Below are 16741 nucleotides of genomic sequence, written 5' to 3'. Positions count from 1 at the left end.
CCTCATGCGCTACGTCCTTTCAGAGCGAAAAGACCTTGCGGGCGCTTCTGGATGAACAGCACGATCAGCACGAGCACGGCAATTTTCGCGAGCACGGGGCCCGAGAACGGCTCGATCGCCTTGGCGAGCAGTCCGAGACCGAAGCTGCCGAGCACCGTACCCGCAAGCTGCCCTACGCCGCCGAGGACGACGGCCATGAACGAGTCGACGATATAGCTTTGCCCGAGATCGGGGCCGACGTTGCCGATTTGCGAGAGCGCGCAGCCGCCGAGCCCGGCAATGCCGGCGCCGAATGCGAACGCGTATGAGTCGATGAGCGCTGTCTTGATGCCCACGCAGGCGGCCATGCTGCGGTTTTGCGTGACCGCGCGCACGAAGAGTCCCAACCGCGTGCGCGTGAGCACCGCCCATGCGATGGCGATCACGGCCAGCGAGAAAGCGAGAATCGTGAGGCGGTTGTACGGCAGGATCAGGTCGGGAAACAACGCGACGCCGCCCGTCATCCAATGCGGATTGGCAACTTGCACGTTTTGCGCGCCGAAGATCGAGCGCGTTGCCTGCATCAGCACGAGGCTGACGCCGAACGTCGTCAACAGCGTTTCGAGCGGCCTGCCGTACAGGTGCCGGATGACGAGCCGCTCGATGACGATGCCGACGGCGGCCGCGGCGAGGAACGCCGCGGGGACGGCCACGAGCGGATACCAGTCGAAGGCGCCGGGTGCATAGCGCTGAAAGAGGTTCTGCACGAGGTAGGTGGCGTACGCGCCGATCATCAGGAATTCGCCGTGGGCCATGTTGATGACGCCGATGACGCCGTACGTGATGGCGAGCCCGAGCGCCGCGAGCAGCAGCACGCTGCCGAGCGAGATGCCCGCGAAGACCGTACCGGCGATGCGGCTTTCGCGCGCCATCGAATCGAGCGCGTCGATCCCTTTTTGCGCGGCCTCGCGCACGCGTGCGTCGGGTTCGGCGAACGTGCCGTCGGCTTCTTTCGCGACGAGGGGACGCAGCAGCGCATACATGTCCGGGTCGCGACGGGCCGCGACGAGCGTAGCCGCTTCCAGGCGTTTGGCGGCATCGCGGTCCGAAAGCGCCGTCATGGCCCAGAGCGTATCGAGGCGCCGCTTGAGCGCCGGATCCGTTTCTTTCGCGCGGGCGCTGTCGATGAGCGGCTTCATCGACGGATCGGGGTTGGCGAGCAATGCCTCGATAGCGGCGCGGCGCGCCTGCGGATCGGGCGAGGCGAGCCGCAGGCCCGCCAGCGCGCCCGATACCTTGCTGCGCAACAAGTTGTTCAGTGTGATCGGTTGTGCATCGCCGATCGTGACCGTCTTGCCCGTTATCGCATCGCGGGCGTGATCGGCATCGTCGCTATCCTGAATCAGCACCTGAGCCGATGTGCCGGCCAGCGCGCGGTTGTCGGCCAGTGCGTTGAGGACTGCTAACGAAGCAGGATCGTGCATGGCGACGAGCTTGTCGATGGCCGCCGATTTTTCTTCGAAATCGTCGCCCGCGAGCGGCTCGAGTTCGGCGGGCGTCAGCGCATGAGCGGCGCTGACGACGAGCGCGAAAAGGAGCGGCGCAGCGCACAGGCAATAACGTAAGCGAGCGATCATGAATGACGCGCCGTGGGAGAGTTGAGCGGGAATGCGTGAGTGCGTGAGTGCGATTCGCGAGAGCGGGCGCGGCGACGCGTGCGGCGCGCCCGCTCTTCAGACCGGCATCGTGTGGACAACGAACGCCGCGTTAGGCGACGGCGCGCCGGCGCAGGAAACCGGGAATCGAGGCGACCACATCGGGCTTGCCCTGGTTGCCCGCGATATAGGGGCTCCACGGTTGCGCACGGATGGCCTGCTTGGTCTTCCAGACGACGTTGAATTGGCCGTCGCCGCGGATTTCGCCGATCATCACGGGCTTGTGCAAATGATGGTTTCCGTCCATCGACAGGACAAATCCGGAAGGCGCATTGAACGTCTGGCCGATCATGGCCGTGCGGACTTTGTCGACATCGGTGCTCTTGGCTTTTTCGACAGCCTGCTTCCACATATGGATGCCGACGAAGGTCGCTTCCATCGGATCGTTGGTGACGCGCTTCGTGCCGCCCGCCAGCTTTTGCGACGCCACCCATTCCGCCCACTGCGACTTGAACTTGTTGTTCTCGCCGGCTTTGACGGACATGAAGTAGTTCCATGCGGCGAGGTGGCCGACGAGCGGTTTCGTATCGATGCCGCGCAGCTCCTCTTCGCCCACCGAAAACGCGACGACGGGCACGTCCGTGGCTTTGAGCCCCTGGTTGCCGAGTTCCTTGTAGAACGGCACGTTCGAATCGCCGTTGATCGTCGAGACGACCGTCGTCTTGCCGCCTTGCGCGAAGCTCTTGATGTTGGCGACGATCGTTTGATAATCGCTGTGGCCGAACGGTGTATAGACCTCCTGGATATCGGCGTCCTTCACACCCTTCGAATGGAGGAACGCACGCAGGATCTTGTTCGTCGTGCGCGGATAGACGTAGTCGGTGCCGAGCAGGAAAAAGCGCTTCGCGCCGCCGCCTTCGGGGCTCATCAGGTACTCGACGGCGGGGATCGCCTGCTGATTCGGCGCTGCACCCGTATAGAAGACGTTGCGCGACATCTCCTCGCCTTCGTATTGCACGGGGTAATAGAGCAGCCCGTTGAGTTCCTCGAAGACCGGCAACACCGATTTGCGCGACACGGAGGTCCAGCATCCGAACACGCATGCGACCTTGTCCTGCGTCAGCAACTGGCGGGCTTTCTCGGCGAACAGCGGCCAGTTGGAGGCCGGATCGACGACCACGGGCTCGATCGGCCGGCCCATGACGCCGCCTTTGGCATTGATGTCGGCGATCGTCATCAGCGCGGTGTCCTTGAGCGACGTTTCAGAGATCGCCATCGTGCCCGACAGCGAATGCAGTACGCCGACTTTGATGGGGCCTTTCGATTCGGCCCGTGCAAACGGAATCTGTCCTGCCAGTGCGAGTGCGCCCGATGCCGTGCCGAGCTTCAACAAGCTGCGACGTTTCATGTGCTTCCCCTTGCCGTGGGTGAGATGCGATTTATAGGGATAGGACTGCTAAATAAGCGGCCGAAGAGGTGCTGCGTCTTCGGCCCGCCGACCATCGCAAGCTGTGTGCCAGCGACGAAAACGGCGCGCACGCACAGCCTTGGCGCTAACAGGACAAGCAGGTCAGGGGCGGGAAGGCGCGAAATTGGTGCGCGAACCGGGTGCGCGCGCATCGTCGCGGTGCCTCGCGCGCAGAGATGAGGCGCGGCGTGAGTGAAGATGGTGAAGTGTGTAGCTCGCTGAAAGACAAAACGCCGGCGCGGCGGCCGGCGTTTATCGATCGAACTTCGAAAGGCTTGCTTCGGCGTACTCAGTAAGTCGGCACGGCCGGATCGACCTGGCGCGACCAGGCGTCGATGCCGCCTTGCAGGTTGAACACCTGCTTGAAGCCGCGCGATTCGAGGAACATCGCCACATTCGCGCTGCGAGCGCCGTGATGGCAAATGCAGACGATCGGCGTTTCGTCGTCGAGCTCTTCGCTGCGGGCGGGAATCTCGCGCATCGGAATCGAGACGGCGCCGCCGATGGCGGCCGTGGCGAGTTCCCACGGCTCGCGCACGTCGAGCAGCACGGGCGAGGGGCGCGCATCGTCAGCCAGCCATTGGGCGAGGTCGGGGGCGGTCACGTTTTGCATCGGGGCACTCGGTCGGGTAGGCGGGGCGGCAGTGCCGCCCCCGGCAAGGATTGCGGCCTTTGTCTGGGTCAGAACTTGAAGCGCGGCGGCTCGACGGCGTTGATGAGCGGCTCGACGTACGTTTCGAAGACATCCACCACGCGAAATTGTTTCTCGTCGATGCGCGTGATGATCTGGGCTTTCATGACCGGTGCGACACCGACGAAGGCGGCGAGGCGGCCGCCGACCTTCAACTGCTCGAGCATTTCCTGCGGCAGCACCGGCAGTCCTCCAGAGACACAGATGACATCGTAGGGCGCCGCGCCGATCCAGCCGCGAGCGCCGTCACCGGTTTCGACCTGGGCGTTCAACACGCCGTTCGCGGCGAGATTGTGCTTAGCCAGTTCGGCGAGTTCGGGCTTGATGTCGATCGTCAGGACGTGGCGGGCACGATGCGCGAGCAATGCCGCCATATAGCCCGAGCCCGCGCCGATTTCGAGCACGCTCTCGTGCTTTTTGACGGCCAGCTCCTGCAGCACGCGCGCCTCGACGCGCGGCGCGAACATGTGCTGGCCCTCGGGCAGCGGCAGTTCGAGGTCCGCGAAGGCGAGTTCGCGATAGGCGGCGGGGACGAAGTTTTCGCGTTTGACGATCGCGAGCAGATTCAGCACATCCTGGTCCAACACGTCCCAGGGGCGGATTTGCTGCTCGATCATGTTGAAACGGGCTTGCTCGATGTTCATGGCGGCTTGACGGGCTTGAGACGAAAGCGGTTCGACAGCTTGAATGAGAGAAACTGCGGGATTGTACCAAACCGCCGATCGGCGCCGGGCGGGGCACGCCGGCCGTGGCGGCGGCTCGGCCGGGAGGCTCAGCGCCGGCTGCGCTTGATCTGGGCGTCGAAGGCTGCGTCGAGCTTGCTTTGTTTTTTCGGCTGCGCGGGGGACAGCGAATCGACGAACGCGACGAACGCATCGAGCGGCATCGGCTCGCCGACGGTGCGCTCGGCGCCGCCCGAGCGATCCACGAGGCGGAAAACGCCGCCGGGCAGGCTCAGGGCGGCGTAGGCGCTGTTGCCGCTGCGTGTTTTGAGTCGTTCGACTGCGTAGATTGCCTTCGTGCCGCGCATGATTCGGTTCTCGTCGAGCTGAATGCCGCAAAACATCCACTGTACCAAGGTCGGCTGCACCGCGGCGGCTTCGGGCATCTGGGCGCGAACGCAGGCACAATGCCGCTTGAGATATCGCACCGGGACGCCGATTGTGGCGAACCGATTTCATCATTTGTACCGAGGATTCACGCTGTGGCAACCGATGTATCGATGACGCCTCCAACCGGCGAGGCGCATGCCTGCCGCCCTGGCTGTGGCGCCTGCTGCATCGCGCCATCGATCACGAGCCCGATTCCGGGCATGCCGCAGGGCAAGCCGGCTGGCGTACGCTGTGTTCAGCTCGACGACGACAATCGTTGCGCGATCTTTGGCCGCCCCGAGCGTCCGGCATGCTGCGTGGGACTGCAGCCGGAAGCGCAGATGTGCGGCACCTCGCGCAACGAGGCGCTCGCCTGGCTATTCCGGCTCGAGGAACTGACGAGGCCGGCCACGGATGCGCCGGCCCCCCAATCATCTGAATACGGAGAAGCTGCATGACGGATGTCGTTCGTTCGCACCGACGAAAATTCGTGCGGACGGTTGTGACGCTCGGCGCCGCGGCCGCGTTTGCCGCGCCTTTCTCGGCCTGCGCGAGCCGCACGTTTCCTTTCATCCCCGATCACTACACATTCTCGCAGCGGCAGGTGCAGGCCGCGGTCGCACGCAAGTTTCCCTACCACCGCGACGTATCGCAGCTATTCGATCTGGCATTGACGAATCCGGTGGTCGGCCTCGCGCCGGAGGCGAACCGCGTGATGATCACCGTCGATGCGCATGTCGCCAGCCCGTTCCTGCAAGACCCGGTGGACGGCGCGCTGACGCTGTCGAGTCGGCTCGAGTACGACGGCGCGCAACATGCTGTCGTGCTGCGTTCGCCGAGCGTCGATCATGTCGATGTCGCCGGCGAGGCACGGGCCTACCGGCAGCAGATCGAAGCCGCCGGCGCGCTCGCCGCCGCACAGTGGCTGGACGGCTATCCGATCTACACGTTCAAACCCGAAGAGCTTCAATTTGCCGGCGCCACCTTCGAACCCGGTACAATCACGATCCTTACAAACGGCATACGCGTTCAGATCGTCGAGAAATAGCTCGGCGCGCGGTGCCCTCCGGAGGCTCGATGGATTGGATACTGATCGCGAAGGCGGTGGTTCTCGGCGTCGTCGAGGGCATCACCGAATTCCTGCCGGTGTCGAGCACCGGCCATTTGATCCTGGCCGGCAATCTGCTCGATTTCAACGGCAGCGGCGCCAAGACGTTCCTCGTCGTCATCCAGTTCGGCGCCATCCTGGCGGTGTGCTGGGAGTATCGGCGGCGCATCGCGGGCGTCGTCGCGGGCCTCTTGACCGATGCCAGCGCGCGGCGCTTCGCCATCAATGTCGTCATCGCGACGATACCCGCCGTCCTGCTCGGCATGCTCTTCGAGGCGCAGATCAAGCGGGCCCTGTTTGCGCCGGTGCCCGTTGCATTCGCGCTCGTGATGGGTGGAATCGTCATTCTATGGGCGCAGGCGCGCGAGCGTTCGCGCGGCGAGACAGGCGCCTCGATCGGCTCGCTCGATGAATTGCGGCCGCTCGATGCGTTCAAAGTCGGCTGCGCGCAGTGCTGCGCATTGATTCCCGGCGTCTCGCGCTCGGGCTCGACGATCATCGGCGCCATGCTTCTCGGCGTCGAACGGCGCGTGGCAACGGAGTTTTCGTTTTTCCTCGCCATTCCCATCATCGTCGGCGCAACGCTCTACGAGCTCGTCAAGCATGGCCACGGCGCGCTCGTGGGCACGGGCAGCGTGCTGACGGTCGGGACCGTGGCCGCGTTCGTCAGCGCATTCGTGTGCGTGCGCTGGCTGTTGCGCTATCTCGCCACGCACGATTTCACCGTATTCGCCTGGTACCGCATCGCGTTCGGGATGCTCGTGCTCGTCATCGGTTACAGCGGCGAACTCGACTGGCGCGCGTGAGAATCCGCGCAGCGGCATCGACGCGCCAGCGCGTTACCCTGCGCGCTTTTTGAATACGAGATCCCATACGCCGTGCCCAAGGCGCAGCCCGCGGCGCTCGAATTTCGTCACGGGGCGGTATTCGGGCCGCGGTGCATAGTCCTGGGCGGTATTGCCGAGCGAAGGCTCCGCGCTCAACACTTCGAGCATTTGTTCCGCATAGTTCTGCCAGTCCGTCGCGCAATGCAGATAGGCGCCCGGCTTCAGCCGCGAAGCCAACTGTGCCACGAACGGCGGCTGGATCAAGCGGCGTTTATGGTGGCGTGCCTTGTGCCACGGGTCGGGGAAGAAGATATGGACGCCGTCGAGCGATGCGGGCGCCAGCATATGCTCGATCACCTCGACTGCATCGTGCTGAACGATGCGGATATTCGTGAGCCCTTGCTCGTCGATCAACTTGAGCAGCGCGCCTACGCCGGGCTCGTGCACCTCGACACCGATGAAATCGTCGCCGGGGCGCCGTGCCGCGATCTCCGCGGTCGTCGCGCCCATCCCGAAGCCGATTTCGAGCACGCGCGGGGCCTCGCGGCCGAATATCGCGTTCCAATCGGCGGGCTCGGCCGTGTAGGGCACGACGAAGCGGGGCCCGAGTTCGTCGAGCGCGCGGCGTTGGCCCGTGGAGACGCGGCCGGCGCGTGTGACGAAGCTGCGAATTCGCCGCAAGTGCGGCTTGGCCGTCGCGGGGTCGGATGTTTCGCTCGCGGCATCGTGCGCAGCGCGCGCGTGGGGGGCGTCGCCAGGCGCGCCGGCGTCATCGTCGGAATCGTGAGTCATTTTTAAAACGGTCGATTGGAAGGCGGGTTGCGACCTGACGCGGACGCAACGTGCGCGAGATTGTAGACGAGAGCGGGGCGGGCGCAATGCTGGCCGGCGCGACGCCAGTGTCAGTCTGCGACGATGACGTGGACCCGTGACGGAAACTCGAGATCGAATTCGAGCACGCGCCCAACGCGGACGTCGAGCAACAGACGTTCGACCTCGCCGAGCAACCGTTCGTAATGCGACGCATCGTGCGCGAATTTATCTTCGCGCTGCTGAGCGATGGCCCGCCGGGCATCGACGAGCAACGCGACGGCGCTGGTGCGAGATACGAAATACCGTTCCATCGACTTCAATCGGAGGGAGGGAATGAGTCGGGCATCGATTGTCGCCCGAAACGCGTGACGATGCATCGACAGCCGGTCAACGAAAAAATTCAGGGCGTGGCGAAAAAAGGGGCACGCAAACGGGCAACGATGGCGGACGAATGCGCTGCAATGTCGCGCTACGCTTTTTGCGGCTTCGTACCATCGAAGCCTCTGACGATGCGCCGGCCGACGTTTTTGCGATCGTCTGGCGTTCGCCGGGAACGGAGATTGGCATGCGAGCTCTGCAGCCCGAGCGCGACGAAAGGCGGCGCCTGCTGGCCCAACGCGCGAGACGTCTGGGAATATGGCTTTTGACCGCGGGCATCTGTGTGTCTTGCGGTGGAGGTGGCTCCGGTAGCAGCGAGATGGCGGCGCTCGGAGGCGGCGCGGGTGGCGGTGGAACCGGGGCCGGCGGCGGAACTGGCGCGGGCGGCGGAACGGGTAGCGGCAGCCCGGGTGGCGGTGGCGGCATGGCCTTCGCCACCGACGTACTGATGCACCACAATGACCTAGCCCGTACGGGCGAGATGCTGGCCGAGACGACGCTGACGCCGGCCAACGTGCGCGCTGCGACGTTCGGCAAAGTGGGTTTCCTGGCGGCCGATGGCAAAGTGGATGCGCAACCTCTCTTCGTCACGAATCAGTCGATCGGCGGGGCTGCGCACAACGTCGTCTATGTCGCGACCGAGCACGATAGCGTCTACGCCTACGATGCCGACACGTTGGCACTCCTATGGCATGTCTCGCTTGTGGGCAACGGGGAAACGCCGAGCGACGACCATGGGTGTCAGGACTTCACGCCGGAAATCGGTATCACCGCTACACCGGTGATCGACCGCAACCGCGGCTCGAACGGCGTGCTCTATGCCGTCGCAATGACGCGGGATGCAAGCGGCGGCTACCACCATCGACTGCATGCACTCGATTTGTCGACGGGTACAGAAGTGCTGGGCGGCCCCAACGAGATCGGCGCGAGCGTTCCCGGCAACGGAAGCGAAGGCTCGAACGGCGTGCTGCGGTTCGATCCGTCGCTGCATACCGAACGTGCCGCGCTGACGCTCGTCGGCGACAAGATTTACACCGGATGGACTTCCCACTGCATGAACGGCCCTTATACGGGCTGGATCATGTCCTACAGCGCCAGTACGCTGCAGCAAACGGGCGTGCTCAACATCGCGCCGAACGGTAGCGCCGGATCCGTGTGGATGGCGGGCTCCGGGATGGCTTCCGACGGTACGTCGATTTTCGTCGTCGATGGCAACGGCACGTTCGATACGACGCTCAATGCGCAGGGCATGCCGAGCGGCGGCGATTTCGGCAATGCCTTCATGAAGCTGTCGGCTGCGTCGCTCGCCGTCACCGATTACTTCGCGATGTCGAATACCGTAGCCGAATCGAATGCCGACGACGATTTCGGTTCAGGCGGACCCTTGCTGCTGCCCGACGAGGTGGCGGCGGACGGCACCGTCAAGCATCTGGCTGTCGCTGCGGGCAAGAACAACAAGATCTATGTCGTCGATCGCGATGCGATGGGCAAGTTCGACGCTGCGGGGGACCACATCTGGCAGGAGTTGACGGGCACGCTGGGCGGTGGCATCTGGGGCTCGCCGGCGTACTACAACGGTGTGGTGTACTACGGCGGGCTCAACGACAATCTCAAGGCCTTGCCGATCACGAATGCACTGCTCGCATCGACCGCGGCTTCGAGGAGTCCGACGACTTTTCCCTATCCGGGCACGACGCCGGCGATCTCGGCCAACGGTGCGACGAACGGCATCGTATGGGCCGCGGAAAACGGCAGTACGGGCGTACTGCATGCGTACGACGCGGGCAACCTCGGCAACGAACTTTACAACAGCAATCAGGCCGGGACGCGCGATCAATGGGGGCGTGGCAACAAGTTCATCACGCCGATGATTGCGCTGGGCAAGGTGTATGTGGGTGCGACGGATGGCGTTGCTGTGTTCGGGTTGCTGCATTAGGCGGTGCCTATCGATAGGCACCAAGGGTGGGAGTAATCCGGGAACTGCGCGCAGATCACATTGCGCGAAAGTCTTAGCAGGAAGAAGAGATGCTGGAGCGGGCGATGGGAATCGAACCCACGTCTCTAGCTTGGGAAGCTAGGGTAATAGCCATTATACGACGCCCGCGGAGACCGAGATTCTACAGGGTTTTCGGTGGGTTGGGGAGTGGGGTTTTTCGGTCCGCTGGCATCGGAATTGGCATGGCTGGATGGCGCGGCAGTGGCATCGCTAGTCGGTCCGAATGCGGCTAGTTGCGGCCGCTCGCCCTAGCTCTGAGGCGGACGCTCAGGCGTCGGCTTTGAAGGAGACGGCGGACCTCGCCCATTCTCACACAAGCGCGGCGGCTGCTCGAACTGTCGAGCACAGATGTGAAAAAAGCCCGCGCGCGGCGGGCTGAGACACGATCCGAGCACCCATTAAAAGCACGCGCGCGGCTGCGCCTTCAGGGTCGGCTACGCAGCCATCAGAAGGTCCGCAAACTCCTTATCGTCTTGGTACGAAACCACTCTCGCCGCCTCCGAAAGAACGGTTGCTGCTCGACCAAATTCATCCGCCGAGGCCCCTTGCTCCATAACGACAACTCGATTGTGGACCGCCTGCGCCGTAGCTTTTTTCAGATCGGCAAGCTTGCCGTAGCTCTGATAGATATAGCCCCAATCAACACGCCTATCGTCAGATACGCCGATTGGCTGCACTACGCGTATGCCTCCGTCGTTGGGGAGAACTACGCCAAGGGGAAACTCTATCTGATGCCCACTGACCCCTGCAAGGCGAGGTTTGCTCAGCACGGACCCAGGCGGCAGCTTCGCGCGAAGAGTGCGGGCCCACTTGCGCCGCAAACCGTTCGTGCCGGGTCTTGGGGAGCCAGTTCACCTCGTTGTCGGAAATGGCAACCGCGAGTCGCAAAGCATCCCATAATGCGAACCTGAGGTCTGCTGCTGGACCGGCCGCAGTGATTTCACCATCCTTGCTCAGGGTCGCGAATCTCGCGCCGGGAATCGACGCAACCTTCTCTAGTCGAGTAGGCGATGGCTTAGCGCCATGGTCAATCGCATGCAGGATTGTGCTATGGCCATCCGTCAAATAGAAGTGGCCTGGCGCATCTTCCATCACATAAAAGCTGGCAAGCTGGCCGTCATTTCCCAGTGAAATAGGGGCATGAACATGTAGGGTGTTGCACCCCACTGGAGCGCAAACCCAGTCTGTCGCTTTGACTAGATCGGTGCAGTTCATAGTAGCGTCCCTGCGAACCTTCGCTTCGGCCACTTCGTAGGCCGCCGCGTCCAGCTTGATCGTCCAATGCTGTAACAGCCCGTCGCCTTCCCGATGGTTCGTCACAAGTGACCGTTCTCGACCTTGGCGGAATCCCATTTCCCAAGGCGGGCGGCTGTGACGAGCATGCCGACCGTGATAGGAATACGATCGAGCGCCTTTCGCCGCTTTCGCGACAGCGCTGTGACGAGCATGAGCAGAAAGCCGGACCCCTCGTCCATGAAGTAGCGCCCCGACGAAAAATCGCCTTCGTCGACCTTGAAGCGGGCAAAGAAGGCTTCCATGAACATTTCACCTTCGATGCCAGTGATGCCGAGGTCGTCTTCAAGCGTCGTTGCCGTCGTGATGACCTTGCTTTTCGACAAGCCGCGCTCCTTGCGCACGAACGATTCGACTTCTTCGAGCAGCAGCGAATTGCTCATAGGCGGTCCTCGGGCTTCACGAGTTGGTTGTAATGAACGGCGCTGCGATAGCTGATTACCGACACGTCGTAGGCGAGGATGACTTCGCCGATGATCGGGATGGTGCGACCGACGAAAACACCGATGTTGCGCGTCCAAAGAATTTTGAGGCGCCGGACGCTGCCGAGCGTTAGCGTCGGCAGGATGTCCTTCTCAATCTTGAAGTCGAGGTGCCTGCGAGCCACCCGTGATGCTATCGATGTGCCGATCGTCGCACCCTTCGGCTTGCGCCTCGTGGGAAGGAAAGGCCAGCCGATGATCAGCAGTGCCAGCCCGGTCAGTTCGTCAACGCCGAAGTGCTTTGCGGCCTCGTCGAGCATAACGAGAAAGAACAATTGCTGCGGCGTAAGGTCAGTGTGTATGCCGTATGCGTAGGTGTTGTTCGACACGTTTTGGTCCTCGGAGTCAATCAGGGCGAGAACGTATCAGAACTTGATTCGTCTGAGAATAGACAGGCTGGGCTACTCCGTGTAAGCGCGTCGGCTAGCCCAGCCGCCGTGCCTCATACCGCCGCTACGTCGAGTGGGATGCCCTCGTTGTTACGATCGCAGGATAGCCGGGATAGTCGGCGCATGGACGACACCCAATACCCCGCCAGTTTCTCGCCGCTGACCATCGAGCAGACTCGTGAACTGGCCGCTGCGATTCGCGAAGTCTTCGGCGGCAATCTCTCCCGGGAATCATTCGCCGACAAACTGTTGATGTTCCTCGAAGACGTGCCGGGATACGAGTTCTGCGAAAATGCGGTGGCATTGACTACGTCAGCATGGGCCGAGTACACCGATCGTGACCCCTGAGTCGTTACTTCTGACGGTGCTTTTTCGCCGGCGTGGAAGGGAACACCAGCATCTCGCTCGGCTCGACGTTCAGCGTTTCGGCGAGGACACAGATGTTGTAGAGAGCGATGTTTCGTAGACCGCGCTCGATCCCGCCGACACCAACGCATGTGAAAGCCCCCGATGGCTCGTTGCTTGTTTGTTGAATCGCCACGGCCAATCACGTGACGAACTCCTATTCTTGAAGAGTCCTTTCGGACACGATCAAGGAGGAAGGTTATGCGCATGCTTCTTAACATACGAATACCTCACGAGCCGTTCAACGCTTTTGTGCGCGATGGCTCCATCGGAGAACTAATCGAGCGGATTCTCGCAGAGATGAAACCGGAAGCTGCCTACTTTACCGAGCAGAACGGAACACGCGGAGCAATTCTCGTCGTGAACCTCGAGGAGCCGTCGCAGATTCCAAAATTCGCGGAGCCATGGTTTCTGACGTTCAATGCCGACTGCGAGTTTCGCGTGGTGATGGTGGCGGATGACCTCAAGAAAGCTGGACTCGAAACGCTTGGCTCGAAATGGAAATAGGGAGCGCGGCACGGCGTGCGAGCGACGCTAACTGTTCCATGCCGTGCTGCCGCCCGCTTCGGTCGACCTGCTCGGATGATGGCCGATTGAGCTCGGAAACCCGCCGTTCCGCTGAATTCTAGGTGCCTCCGTGAAGCTGCCGTTGAGACAGCGCTTTGGAGTCCCATCTGCCATCGATCAGTGCCCGATGAAGCATGCCGACGGTCAGCGTTTCTCGCTTAAGCGAGTGCGGCTTTCGCAGTAGCTTCATCATCACGTGATATAGGATCCCTTCGCCTTCCATCAGAAAGTAGCGATGAAAATCATAGTCACCTCTATCCAAATGGAAGGATTCAAAGAAGTGCTGCATAAACTCGTCAGCGTCGTCACCCTGTTGGCCCAAATCGTATTCGATCGTCGATTCAGGGGTGATAGCCTTTTTCGGCGATACGCACGCTTCCTTTCTGACGAACGACTCAAGGTCTTCCCAAGTATGGTTTCCCATTAAAACACCCTATCCTCAGGGGAGACAATGCGGTTGAATCGAATGACGGTGTGATACCCGATCTGGGCAACGTCGTTTGCTAACAGAACCCAACCCACGCCCGGCAGCGTTCGACCGACGAACGTGCTTAGTTTGTGAGTCAAAATCCAGCGAAGCCGCTTTATACTGTTGAGCGTGAAGGTCGGCAAGACCTTCCTTTTCAGCTCGTAGCGGAACAACGAGCGAGACATAACAGAGGCGACAGAGGTTCCCTTCGTCGCTCCTGACGGCTTAGCCCGGGTTGGCAAAATCGGCAGACCGGAAAAAATCAGGATGACGTATTCCACGTCGTCGATCCCGAGTTGCTCGCAGGTCTGTTCAACGGCGATGAATAAGAAAAGCTCGGTCGGCTCCAGATCTCTGTGCGATCCGTAGCTATACGTGTTGCTCATGCGGCCCTCATGTTTATTTTTTTGCTCGGATACAAGCCTACGGACAGTGGACGAAACGTCGCCTGTTCGTCGGCTGGATCGTATCAAAAACCTGGAATGGCGGTCGACCTATCTGATGAATCGGGCGATGGCGGTGATGCCGGGGTTGCCAGATCGCCCACACCCAACAGAGTTCGCCGCTAATTTGCCGACGTGCCGTAGATAATGCCGCGGCCGCTGGCCGGCGCGACGTAGACGGTACCGAACACCTTGGGATCGCCAACGACGAAGCTATACCCGCCCCATTGATGCTGCGCGTCGTTGATTTGGACCCAAGTCGTTCCGCTATCGGTCGATCGGAAAAGCCCGGTTACGCCATTGACGGTCCCCGCCAGGTACATCGCTGGATACCATTTACCCTGTGCCGCTTTTCCGAAACCCACGGAGTTCGCCGAGCTGATGCTGGCCGAGCCGAAGCGCGACCAACTCCAGCCCGACGTTGTGCTCTTGTACAGCCCCGTCGAGGTTGCCAGCCAAAGCTCGCCTCCGACCCCGGGGACCGTGGACATTCTGCCGCTGGTCGGCAGCCCCAGGTTGCCAGGTGCGAGCCAGTTCGCGCCTTTGTCGCTACTCACGTAGAAGGCGCCCGTCGCCGCGTTCCATGCGTACATCAAGCTGGCGTTATAGCTGTCCGACAGCACTTGCACGCCCGTCGGAAGCTTGCCCGTAAGCGACGTCCACGTCGTACCGTTGTCGTTCGAGTAGGCTGGCGCGACATCGGAGGGCGCCCATACGATCGTGCTTGCGTCCGCCGAAATCGCCACCGAGCCGCCGCCTTTCACGGAGCCCGCCTGACTGGCGAAGGGTGTCCACGTCGACCCGCCATCGTGCGAAACGGCGCCGAACGCCGAGCCGGATGGAGCATAAGAGCCGACGCGGACGATCGTCGACGGCATATTCTTCGCGTAATCGAGCCCGTTCGTGTTACCGCAGCTCGGATTCGAGAATTGAGCAGTCGGTGCCGCCGTCAGGCTCGTATGCACGAACCCGCAGACATCGCCCAGCCCGCTGATCAGCGGCACGCCCGAAGTGGGCGAAAGCAATGCGAGGACAGCCGTTTCCTCGATGCCGATCGAGCCCACGGTCCAGTTCGTGGCCTGGCCGCGATCCGCCGCCGTGAGGTTCGACGTGACCCAGATACCGCCACCGAACGTATAGAACGAATGCGCCGAATCGAACGGATCGATGACGGCCTGGGCCCAGTTACCGAAAGTCGGCTGCGATTGGCCCTGCGGCGTCATCCAGGGTGCCAGGCTCGCATTGCGCGTTGCCAAGGCGCCGACGTCGGTCCAACTCGTTCCGCCGTTCGTACTGCGGTACATCGTGTCTTGCGGCCACCAGTGGTCCATCGTTGCGACCATCAGCGTGCCCGGATTCGAAGGATCGAGCGCGAGCCCGCTAAAGCCTGAGGGGTAATGATACGGATCCGGCGGCGTAATGTTTTGCCAAAGGTTCGAAGCGATGCCATATTTCCATACGGCGCCTGCTTTCATGCCGTTCGGGCCGATGGCATCGCCATAGGTGACATAAAGGTTGCCGTCCGCTCCGATGAGCCCGCGCTGCGGCATGAGTCCTGTCGGTCCGCCCGCTACGGGCGTCCAACTATTGCCGCCATCGACGCTCTTATACAGCGTGGCGCCTGCCGCGGCTGCACCGCTCGTCGACACGCCGACGAAAATGGTCTGCGTGCGTGAACCTGCAGTGCCGGACGGTTTATAGAACGCAACGAATGCCACACCGGCGCCTGTGCCATCGTTCGACAGCGCGGTAAATCCGCTTACGCGGTTCCATGTCGAACCGCTGTCGACGCTTTTCCAAAGACCATTGGTCGCTGCTTGCGACGCATCGTTGAACGTACCGTACAGCAGCGTCGATCCCAGGTTCGGATCGACCTGGAGCCGCTCGCCTACCTGGCGCCCATCGTCATTGCCGCCGACGCGGAAGCTGAGCGGATGAGCCGTAAAGGTCGCCCCTTGATCGGACGACACGAGCACTGCGCCGTTACCATCCCACCATTGCTGGGTATAAAGCCCGGCGACCAGGTAAAGCATCTTCGGGTTGTTGGGGTCGATGGCGAGGCTCTCGATTCCCATCCATTGGTTGTTCGACGGCGAAGTCCAATCGTTGAGCGGAGTCCAGATTGCTTTCCCGGCGTCATAGCGGTATGCACCGCCGATATCCGTACGAGCGTAGAAGAGCCCTTGCTGCGCGGGATGGGCGACGATGCCGTCCACATATCCGCCCGCGACGATTTTGACATTGCTCCACGTATACGACGGTGTTGATGTCTGCGCATAGATGTTCACGCAGGGTGCCAGGAAGAGGGCGGCCAGCGCGCCGCAAACAAGCCCCTTCGAGACGACGCGATGTAGCGTTCGGACCATTGAGAGATTCTCCGGTTGACGGTCTGATTCATGGGTGCAATGCAGCTCGTTTATCGCTGCTGCGCGCACGCGTGACCAGTGCGACCATCCGGAAAACGGCGTAGGAATATCCTTAATTCTGCGGCGCTGGCATCGAAGCTGGCATAGCTCCATCTTGGAGCGGTGGCATCGCCGGCAGGCGCTATGGCGCGCCTTGTGGCGCGACAATCTGGATGAGAGACGCGCGACAAACAAGATGAGAATGTCGCGGCGAGGTTGATGATGCCGATGTTGATTGACGCTGACAAGCGTTTGTTGATTGACGCTCGGCGCATGTTGCAT

Annotated in this window: 20 protein-coding genes, 1 tRNA gene and 1 pseudogene; 6 read left to right on the top strand and 16 right to left on the bottom strand. The window is 62.0% G+C overall.

Annotation, left to right across the window (positions count from 1 at the left end; translation table 11 throughout):
- Positions 1–2: 2 nt before the first annotated feature.
- The 5 genes from urtB to GWC77_RS19915 all read right to left on the bottom strand — a co-directional run bounded on the left by urtB (position 3) and on the right by GWC77_RS19915 (position 4823).
- Positions 3–1616, bottom strand: coding sequence for an urea ABC transporter permease subunit UrtB (gene urtB, locus GWC77_RS19935; protein ID WP_173259876.1), 1614 nt, complete (start codon positions 1614–1616; stop codon positions 3–5).
- Between the two features lie 130 nt (positions 1617–1746).
- Positions 1747–3042 (bottom strand): urea ABC transporter substrate-binding protein, encoded by a 1296-nt coding sequence (gene urtA / locus GWC77_RS19930; RefSeq protein WP_173259875.1) that lies wholly within the window; start codon positions 3040–3042, stop codon positions 1747–1749.
- A 349-nt stretch (positions 3043–3391) separates the two neighbouring features.
- Entirely contained in the window at positions 3392–3715 is a 324-nt protein-coding gene (locus GWC77_RS19925) for a rhodanese-like domain-containing protein (RefSeq protein WP_173259874.1), read from the bottom strand.
- 68 nt (positions 3716–3783) lie between these two features.
- On the bottom strand, positions 3784–4437 hold the full coding sequence (locus GWC77_RS19920; RefSeq protein WP_173259873.1) for a protein-L-isoaspartate O-methyltransferase: 654 nt from the start codon (positions 4435–4437) through the stop codon (positions 3784–3786).
- 128 nt (positions 4438–4565) lie between these two features.
- Positions 4566–4823, bottom strand: a complete 258-nt coding sequence (locus tag GWC77_RS19915; RefSeq protein ID WP_173259911.1) for a hypothetical protein — start codon at positions 4821–4823, stop codon at positions 4566–4568.
- Positions 4824–5015: 192 nt separating this feature from the next.
- Between GWC77_RS19915 and GWC77_RS19910 the strand changes: the two genes are divergently transcribed.
- From GWC77_RS19910 to GWC77_RS19900, 3 genes are read left to right on the top strand one after another with little or no spacing between them, the layout of a single operon-like run.
- A complete protein-coding gene (locus GWC77_RS19910; RefSeq protein WP_173259872.1) occupies positions 5016–5342 on the top strand; it encodes a YkgJ family cysteine cluster protein in 327 nt (108 codons plus the stop codon).
- A complete protein-coding gene (locus GWC77_RS19905; RefSeq protein WP_173259871.1) occupies positions 5339–5932 on the top strand; it encodes a DUF1439 domain-containing protein in 594 nt (197 codons plus the stop codon). The genes GWC77_RS19910 and GWC77_RS19905 overlap by 4 nt, the downstream gene beginning before the upstream one ends.
- 29 nt (positions 5933–5961) lie before the next feature.
- On the top strand, positions 5962–6798 hold the full coding sequence (locus GWC77_RS19900; protein WP_173259870.1) for an undecaprenyl-diphosphate phosphatase: 837 nt from the start codon (positions 5962–5964) through the stop codon (positions 6796–6798).
- 33 nt (positions 6799–6831) lie between these two features.
- Here the strand turns inward: GWC77_RS19900 and trmB are convergent, their stop codons facing one another.
- Both trmB and GWC77_RS19890 read right to left on the bottom strand, forming a co-directional pair.
- On the bottom strand, positions 6832–7611 hold the full coding sequence (gene trmB / locus GWC77_RS19895) for a tRNA (guanosine(46)-N7)-methyltransferase TrmB (RefSeq protein ID WP_173259869.1): 780 nt from the start codon (positions 7609–7611) through the stop codon (positions 6832–6834).
- Positions 7612–7721: 110 nt separating this feature from the next.
- On the bottom strand, positions 7722–7943 hold the full coding sequence (locus tag GWC77_RS19890; RefSeq protein WP_173259868.1) for a hypothetical protein: 222 nt from the start codon (positions 7941–7943) through the stop codon (positions 7722–7724).
- A gap of 254 nt (positions 7944–8197) precedes the next feature.
- Between GWC77_RS19890 and GWC77_RS19885 the strand changes: the two genes are divergently transcribed.
- Positions 8198–9946 carry a PQQ-binding-like beta-propeller repeat protein gene (locus GWC77_RS19885; RefSeq protein WP_173259867.1) on the top strand — a complete coding sequence of 583 codons (1749 nt, stop codon included), beginning with the start codon at positions 8198–8200 and terminating at the stop codon, positions 9944–9946.
- Between the two features lie 93 nt (positions 9947–10039).
- On the opposite strand, the gene GWC77_RS19880 is transcribed toward GWC77_RS19885, so the two are convergent.
- From GWC77_RS19880 to GWC77_RS19865, 4 genes are all read right to left on the bottom strand, one after another.
- Positions 10040–10114, bottom strand: a tRNA-Gly gene (locus tag GWC77_RS19880).
- A gap of 326 nt (positions 10115–10440) precedes the next feature.
- Positions 10441–10683 (bottom strand): hypothetical protein, encoded by a 243-nt coding sequence (locus tag GWC77_RS29675; protein WP_254367056.1) that lies wholly within the window; start codon positions 10681–10683, stop codon positions 10441–10443.
- A 639-nt stretch (positions 10684–11322) separates the two neighbouring features.
- Positions 11323–11682, bottom strand: coding sequence for a DUF1493 family protein (locus tag GWC77_RS19870; RefSeq protein ID WP_173259866.1), 360 nt, complete (start codon positions 11680–11682; stop codon positions 11323–11325).
- Positions 11679–12110 (bottom strand): STM2901 family protein, encoded by a 432-nt coding sequence (locus GWC77_RS19865; RefSeq protein WP_173259865.1) that lies wholly within the window; start codon positions 12108–12110, stop codon positions 11679–11681. Before GWC77_RS19865 ends, GWC77_RS19870 begins: the two co-directional genes overlap by 4 nt.
- 183 nt (positions 12111–12293) lie before the next feature.
- Here GWC77_RS19865 and GWC77_RS19860 point away from each other — a divergent pair, with 183 nt between their 5' ends.
- Complete coding sequence (locus GWC77_RS19860; RefSeq protein ID WP_173259864.1) at positions 12294–12518, top strand: hypothetical protein; 225 nt, start codon at positions 12294–12296, stop codon at positions 12516–12518.
- A gap of 4 nt (positions 12519–12522) precedes the next feature.
- Here the strand turns inward: GWC77_RS19860 and GWC77_RS19855 are convergent.
- A pseudogene (locus GWC77_RS19855) lies at positions 12523–12677 on the bottom strand (transcriptional regulator); the annotation flags it as partial.
- Between the two features lie 99 nt (positions 12678–12776).
- Here GWC77_RS19855 and GWC77_RS19850 point away from each other — a divergent pair.
- A complete protein-coding gene (locus GWC77_RS19850) occupies positions 12777–13082 on the top strand; it encodes a panthothenate synthetase (RefSeq protein WP_173259863.1) in 306 nt (101 codons plus the stop codon).
- 118 nt (positions 13083–13200) lie between these two features.
- On the opposite strand, the gene GWC77_RS19845 is transcribed toward GWC77_RS19850, so the two are convergent.
- The 4 genes from GWC77_RS19845 to GWC77_RS29165 form a co-directional block, all read right to left on the bottom strand.
- On the bottom strand, positions 13201–13566 hold the full coding sequence (locus GWC77_RS19845; RefSeq protein WP_173259862.1) for a DUF1493 family protein: 366 nt from the start codon (positions 13564–13566) through the stop codon (positions 13201–13203).
- Complete coding sequence (locus GWC77_RS19840) at positions 13566–13997, bottom strand: STM2901 family protein (RefSeq protein WP_173259861.1); 432 nt, start codon at positions 13995–13997, stop codon at positions 13566–13568. The genes GWC77_RS19845 and GWC77_RS19840 overlap by 1 nt, the downstream gene beginning before the upstream one ends.
- A gap of 179 nt (positions 13998–14176) precedes the next feature.
- Positions 14177–16420, bottom strand: coding sequence for a carbohydrate-binding protein (locus GWC77_RS19835; RefSeq protein WP_173259860.1), 2244 nt, complete (start codon positions 16418–16420; stop codon positions 14177–14179).
- A gap of 50 nt (positions 16421–16470) precedes the next feature.
- Positions 16471–16741: hypothetical protein (locus GWC77_RS29165; protein WP_217283347.1), on the bottom strand; the 271-nt coding region annotated here is incomplete at its 5' end.

Source organism: Paraburkholderia sp. NMBU_R16 (assembly GCF_013282575.1).
Taxonomy (GTDB): Bacteria; Pseudomonadota; Gammaproteobacteria; order Burkholderiales; family Burkholderiaceae; genus Trinickia.
The sequence above is the reverse complement of the archived record's forward strand: the minus strand, read 5'-3'. Positions and strand labels throughout refer to the sequence as shown.

Excerpts from the sequence above, each read along its gene's own strand:
- urtB (WP_173259876.1), bottom strand. The coding sequence starts at position 1,616 with ATGATCGCTCGCTTACGTTATTGCCTGTGCGCTGCGCCGCTCCTTTTC.
- urtA (WP_173259875.1), bottom strand. The coding sequence starts at position 3,042 with ATGAAACGTCGCAGCTTGTTGAAGCTCGGCACGGCATCGGGCGCACTC.
- GWC77_RS19925 (WP_173259874.1), bottom strand. The coding sequence starts at position 3,715 with ATGCAAAACGTGACCGCCCCCGACCTCGCCCAATGGCTGGCTGACGAT.
- GWC77_RS19920 (WP_173259873.1), bottom strand. The coding sequence starts at position 4,437 with ATGAACATCGAGCAAGCCCGTTTCAACATGATCGAGCAGCAAATCCGC.
- GWC77_RS19915 (WP_173259911.1), bottom strand. The coding sequence starts at position 4,823 with ATGCGCGGCACGAAGGCAATCTACGCAGTCGAACGACTCAAAACACGC.
- GWC77_RS19910 (WP_173259872.1), top strand. The coding sequence starts at position 5,016 with ATGACGCCTCCAACCGGCGAGGCGCATGCCTGCCGCCCTGGCTGTGGC.
- GWC77_RS19905 (WP_173259871.1), top strand. The coding sequence starts at position 5,339 with ATGACGGATGTCGTTCGTTCGCACCGACGAAAATTCGTGCGGACGGTT.
- GWC77_RS19900 (WP_173259870.1), top strand. The coding sequence starts at position 5,962 with ATGGATTGGATACTGATCGCGAAGGCGGTGGTTCTCGGCGTCGTCGAG.
- trmB (WP_173259869.1), bottom strand. The coding sequence starts at position 7,611 with ATGACTCACGATTCCGACGATGACGCCGGCGCGCCTGGCGACGCCCCC.
- GWC77_RS19890 (WP_173259868.1), bottom strand. The coding sequence starts at position 7,943 with ATGGAACGGTATTTCGTATCTCGCACCAGCGCCGTCGCGTTGCTCGTC.
- GWC77_RS19885 (WP_173259867.1), top strand. The coding sequence starts at position 8,198 with ATGCGAGCTCTGCAGCCCGAGCGCGACGAAAGGCGGCGCCTGCTGGCC.
- GWC77_RS19870 (WP_173259866.1), bottom strand. The coding sequence starts at position 11,682 with ATGAGCAATTCGCTGCTGCTCGAAGAAGTCGAATCGTTCGTGCGCAAG.
- GWC77_RS19860 (WP_173259864.1), top strand. The coding sequence starts at position 12,294 with ATGGACGACACCCAATACCCCGCCAGTTTCTCGCCGCTGACCATCGAG.
- GWC77_RS19850 (WP_173259863.1), top strand. The coding sequence starts at position 12,777 with ATGCGCATGCTTCTTAACATACGAATACCTCACGAGCCGTTCAACGCT.
- GWC77_RS19845 (WP_173259862.1), bottom strand. The coding sequence starts at position 13,566 with ATGGGAAACCATACTTGGGAAGACCTTGAGTCGTTCGTCAGAAAGGAA.
- GWC77_RS19840 (WP_173259861.1), bottom strand. The coding sequence starts at position 13,997 with ATGAGCAACACGTATAGCTACGGATCGCACAGAGATCTGGAGCCGACC.
- GWC77_RS19835 (WP_173259860.1), bottom strand. The coding sequence starts at position 16,420 with ATGGTCCGAACGCTACATCGCGTCGTCTCGAAGGGGCTTGTTTGCGGC.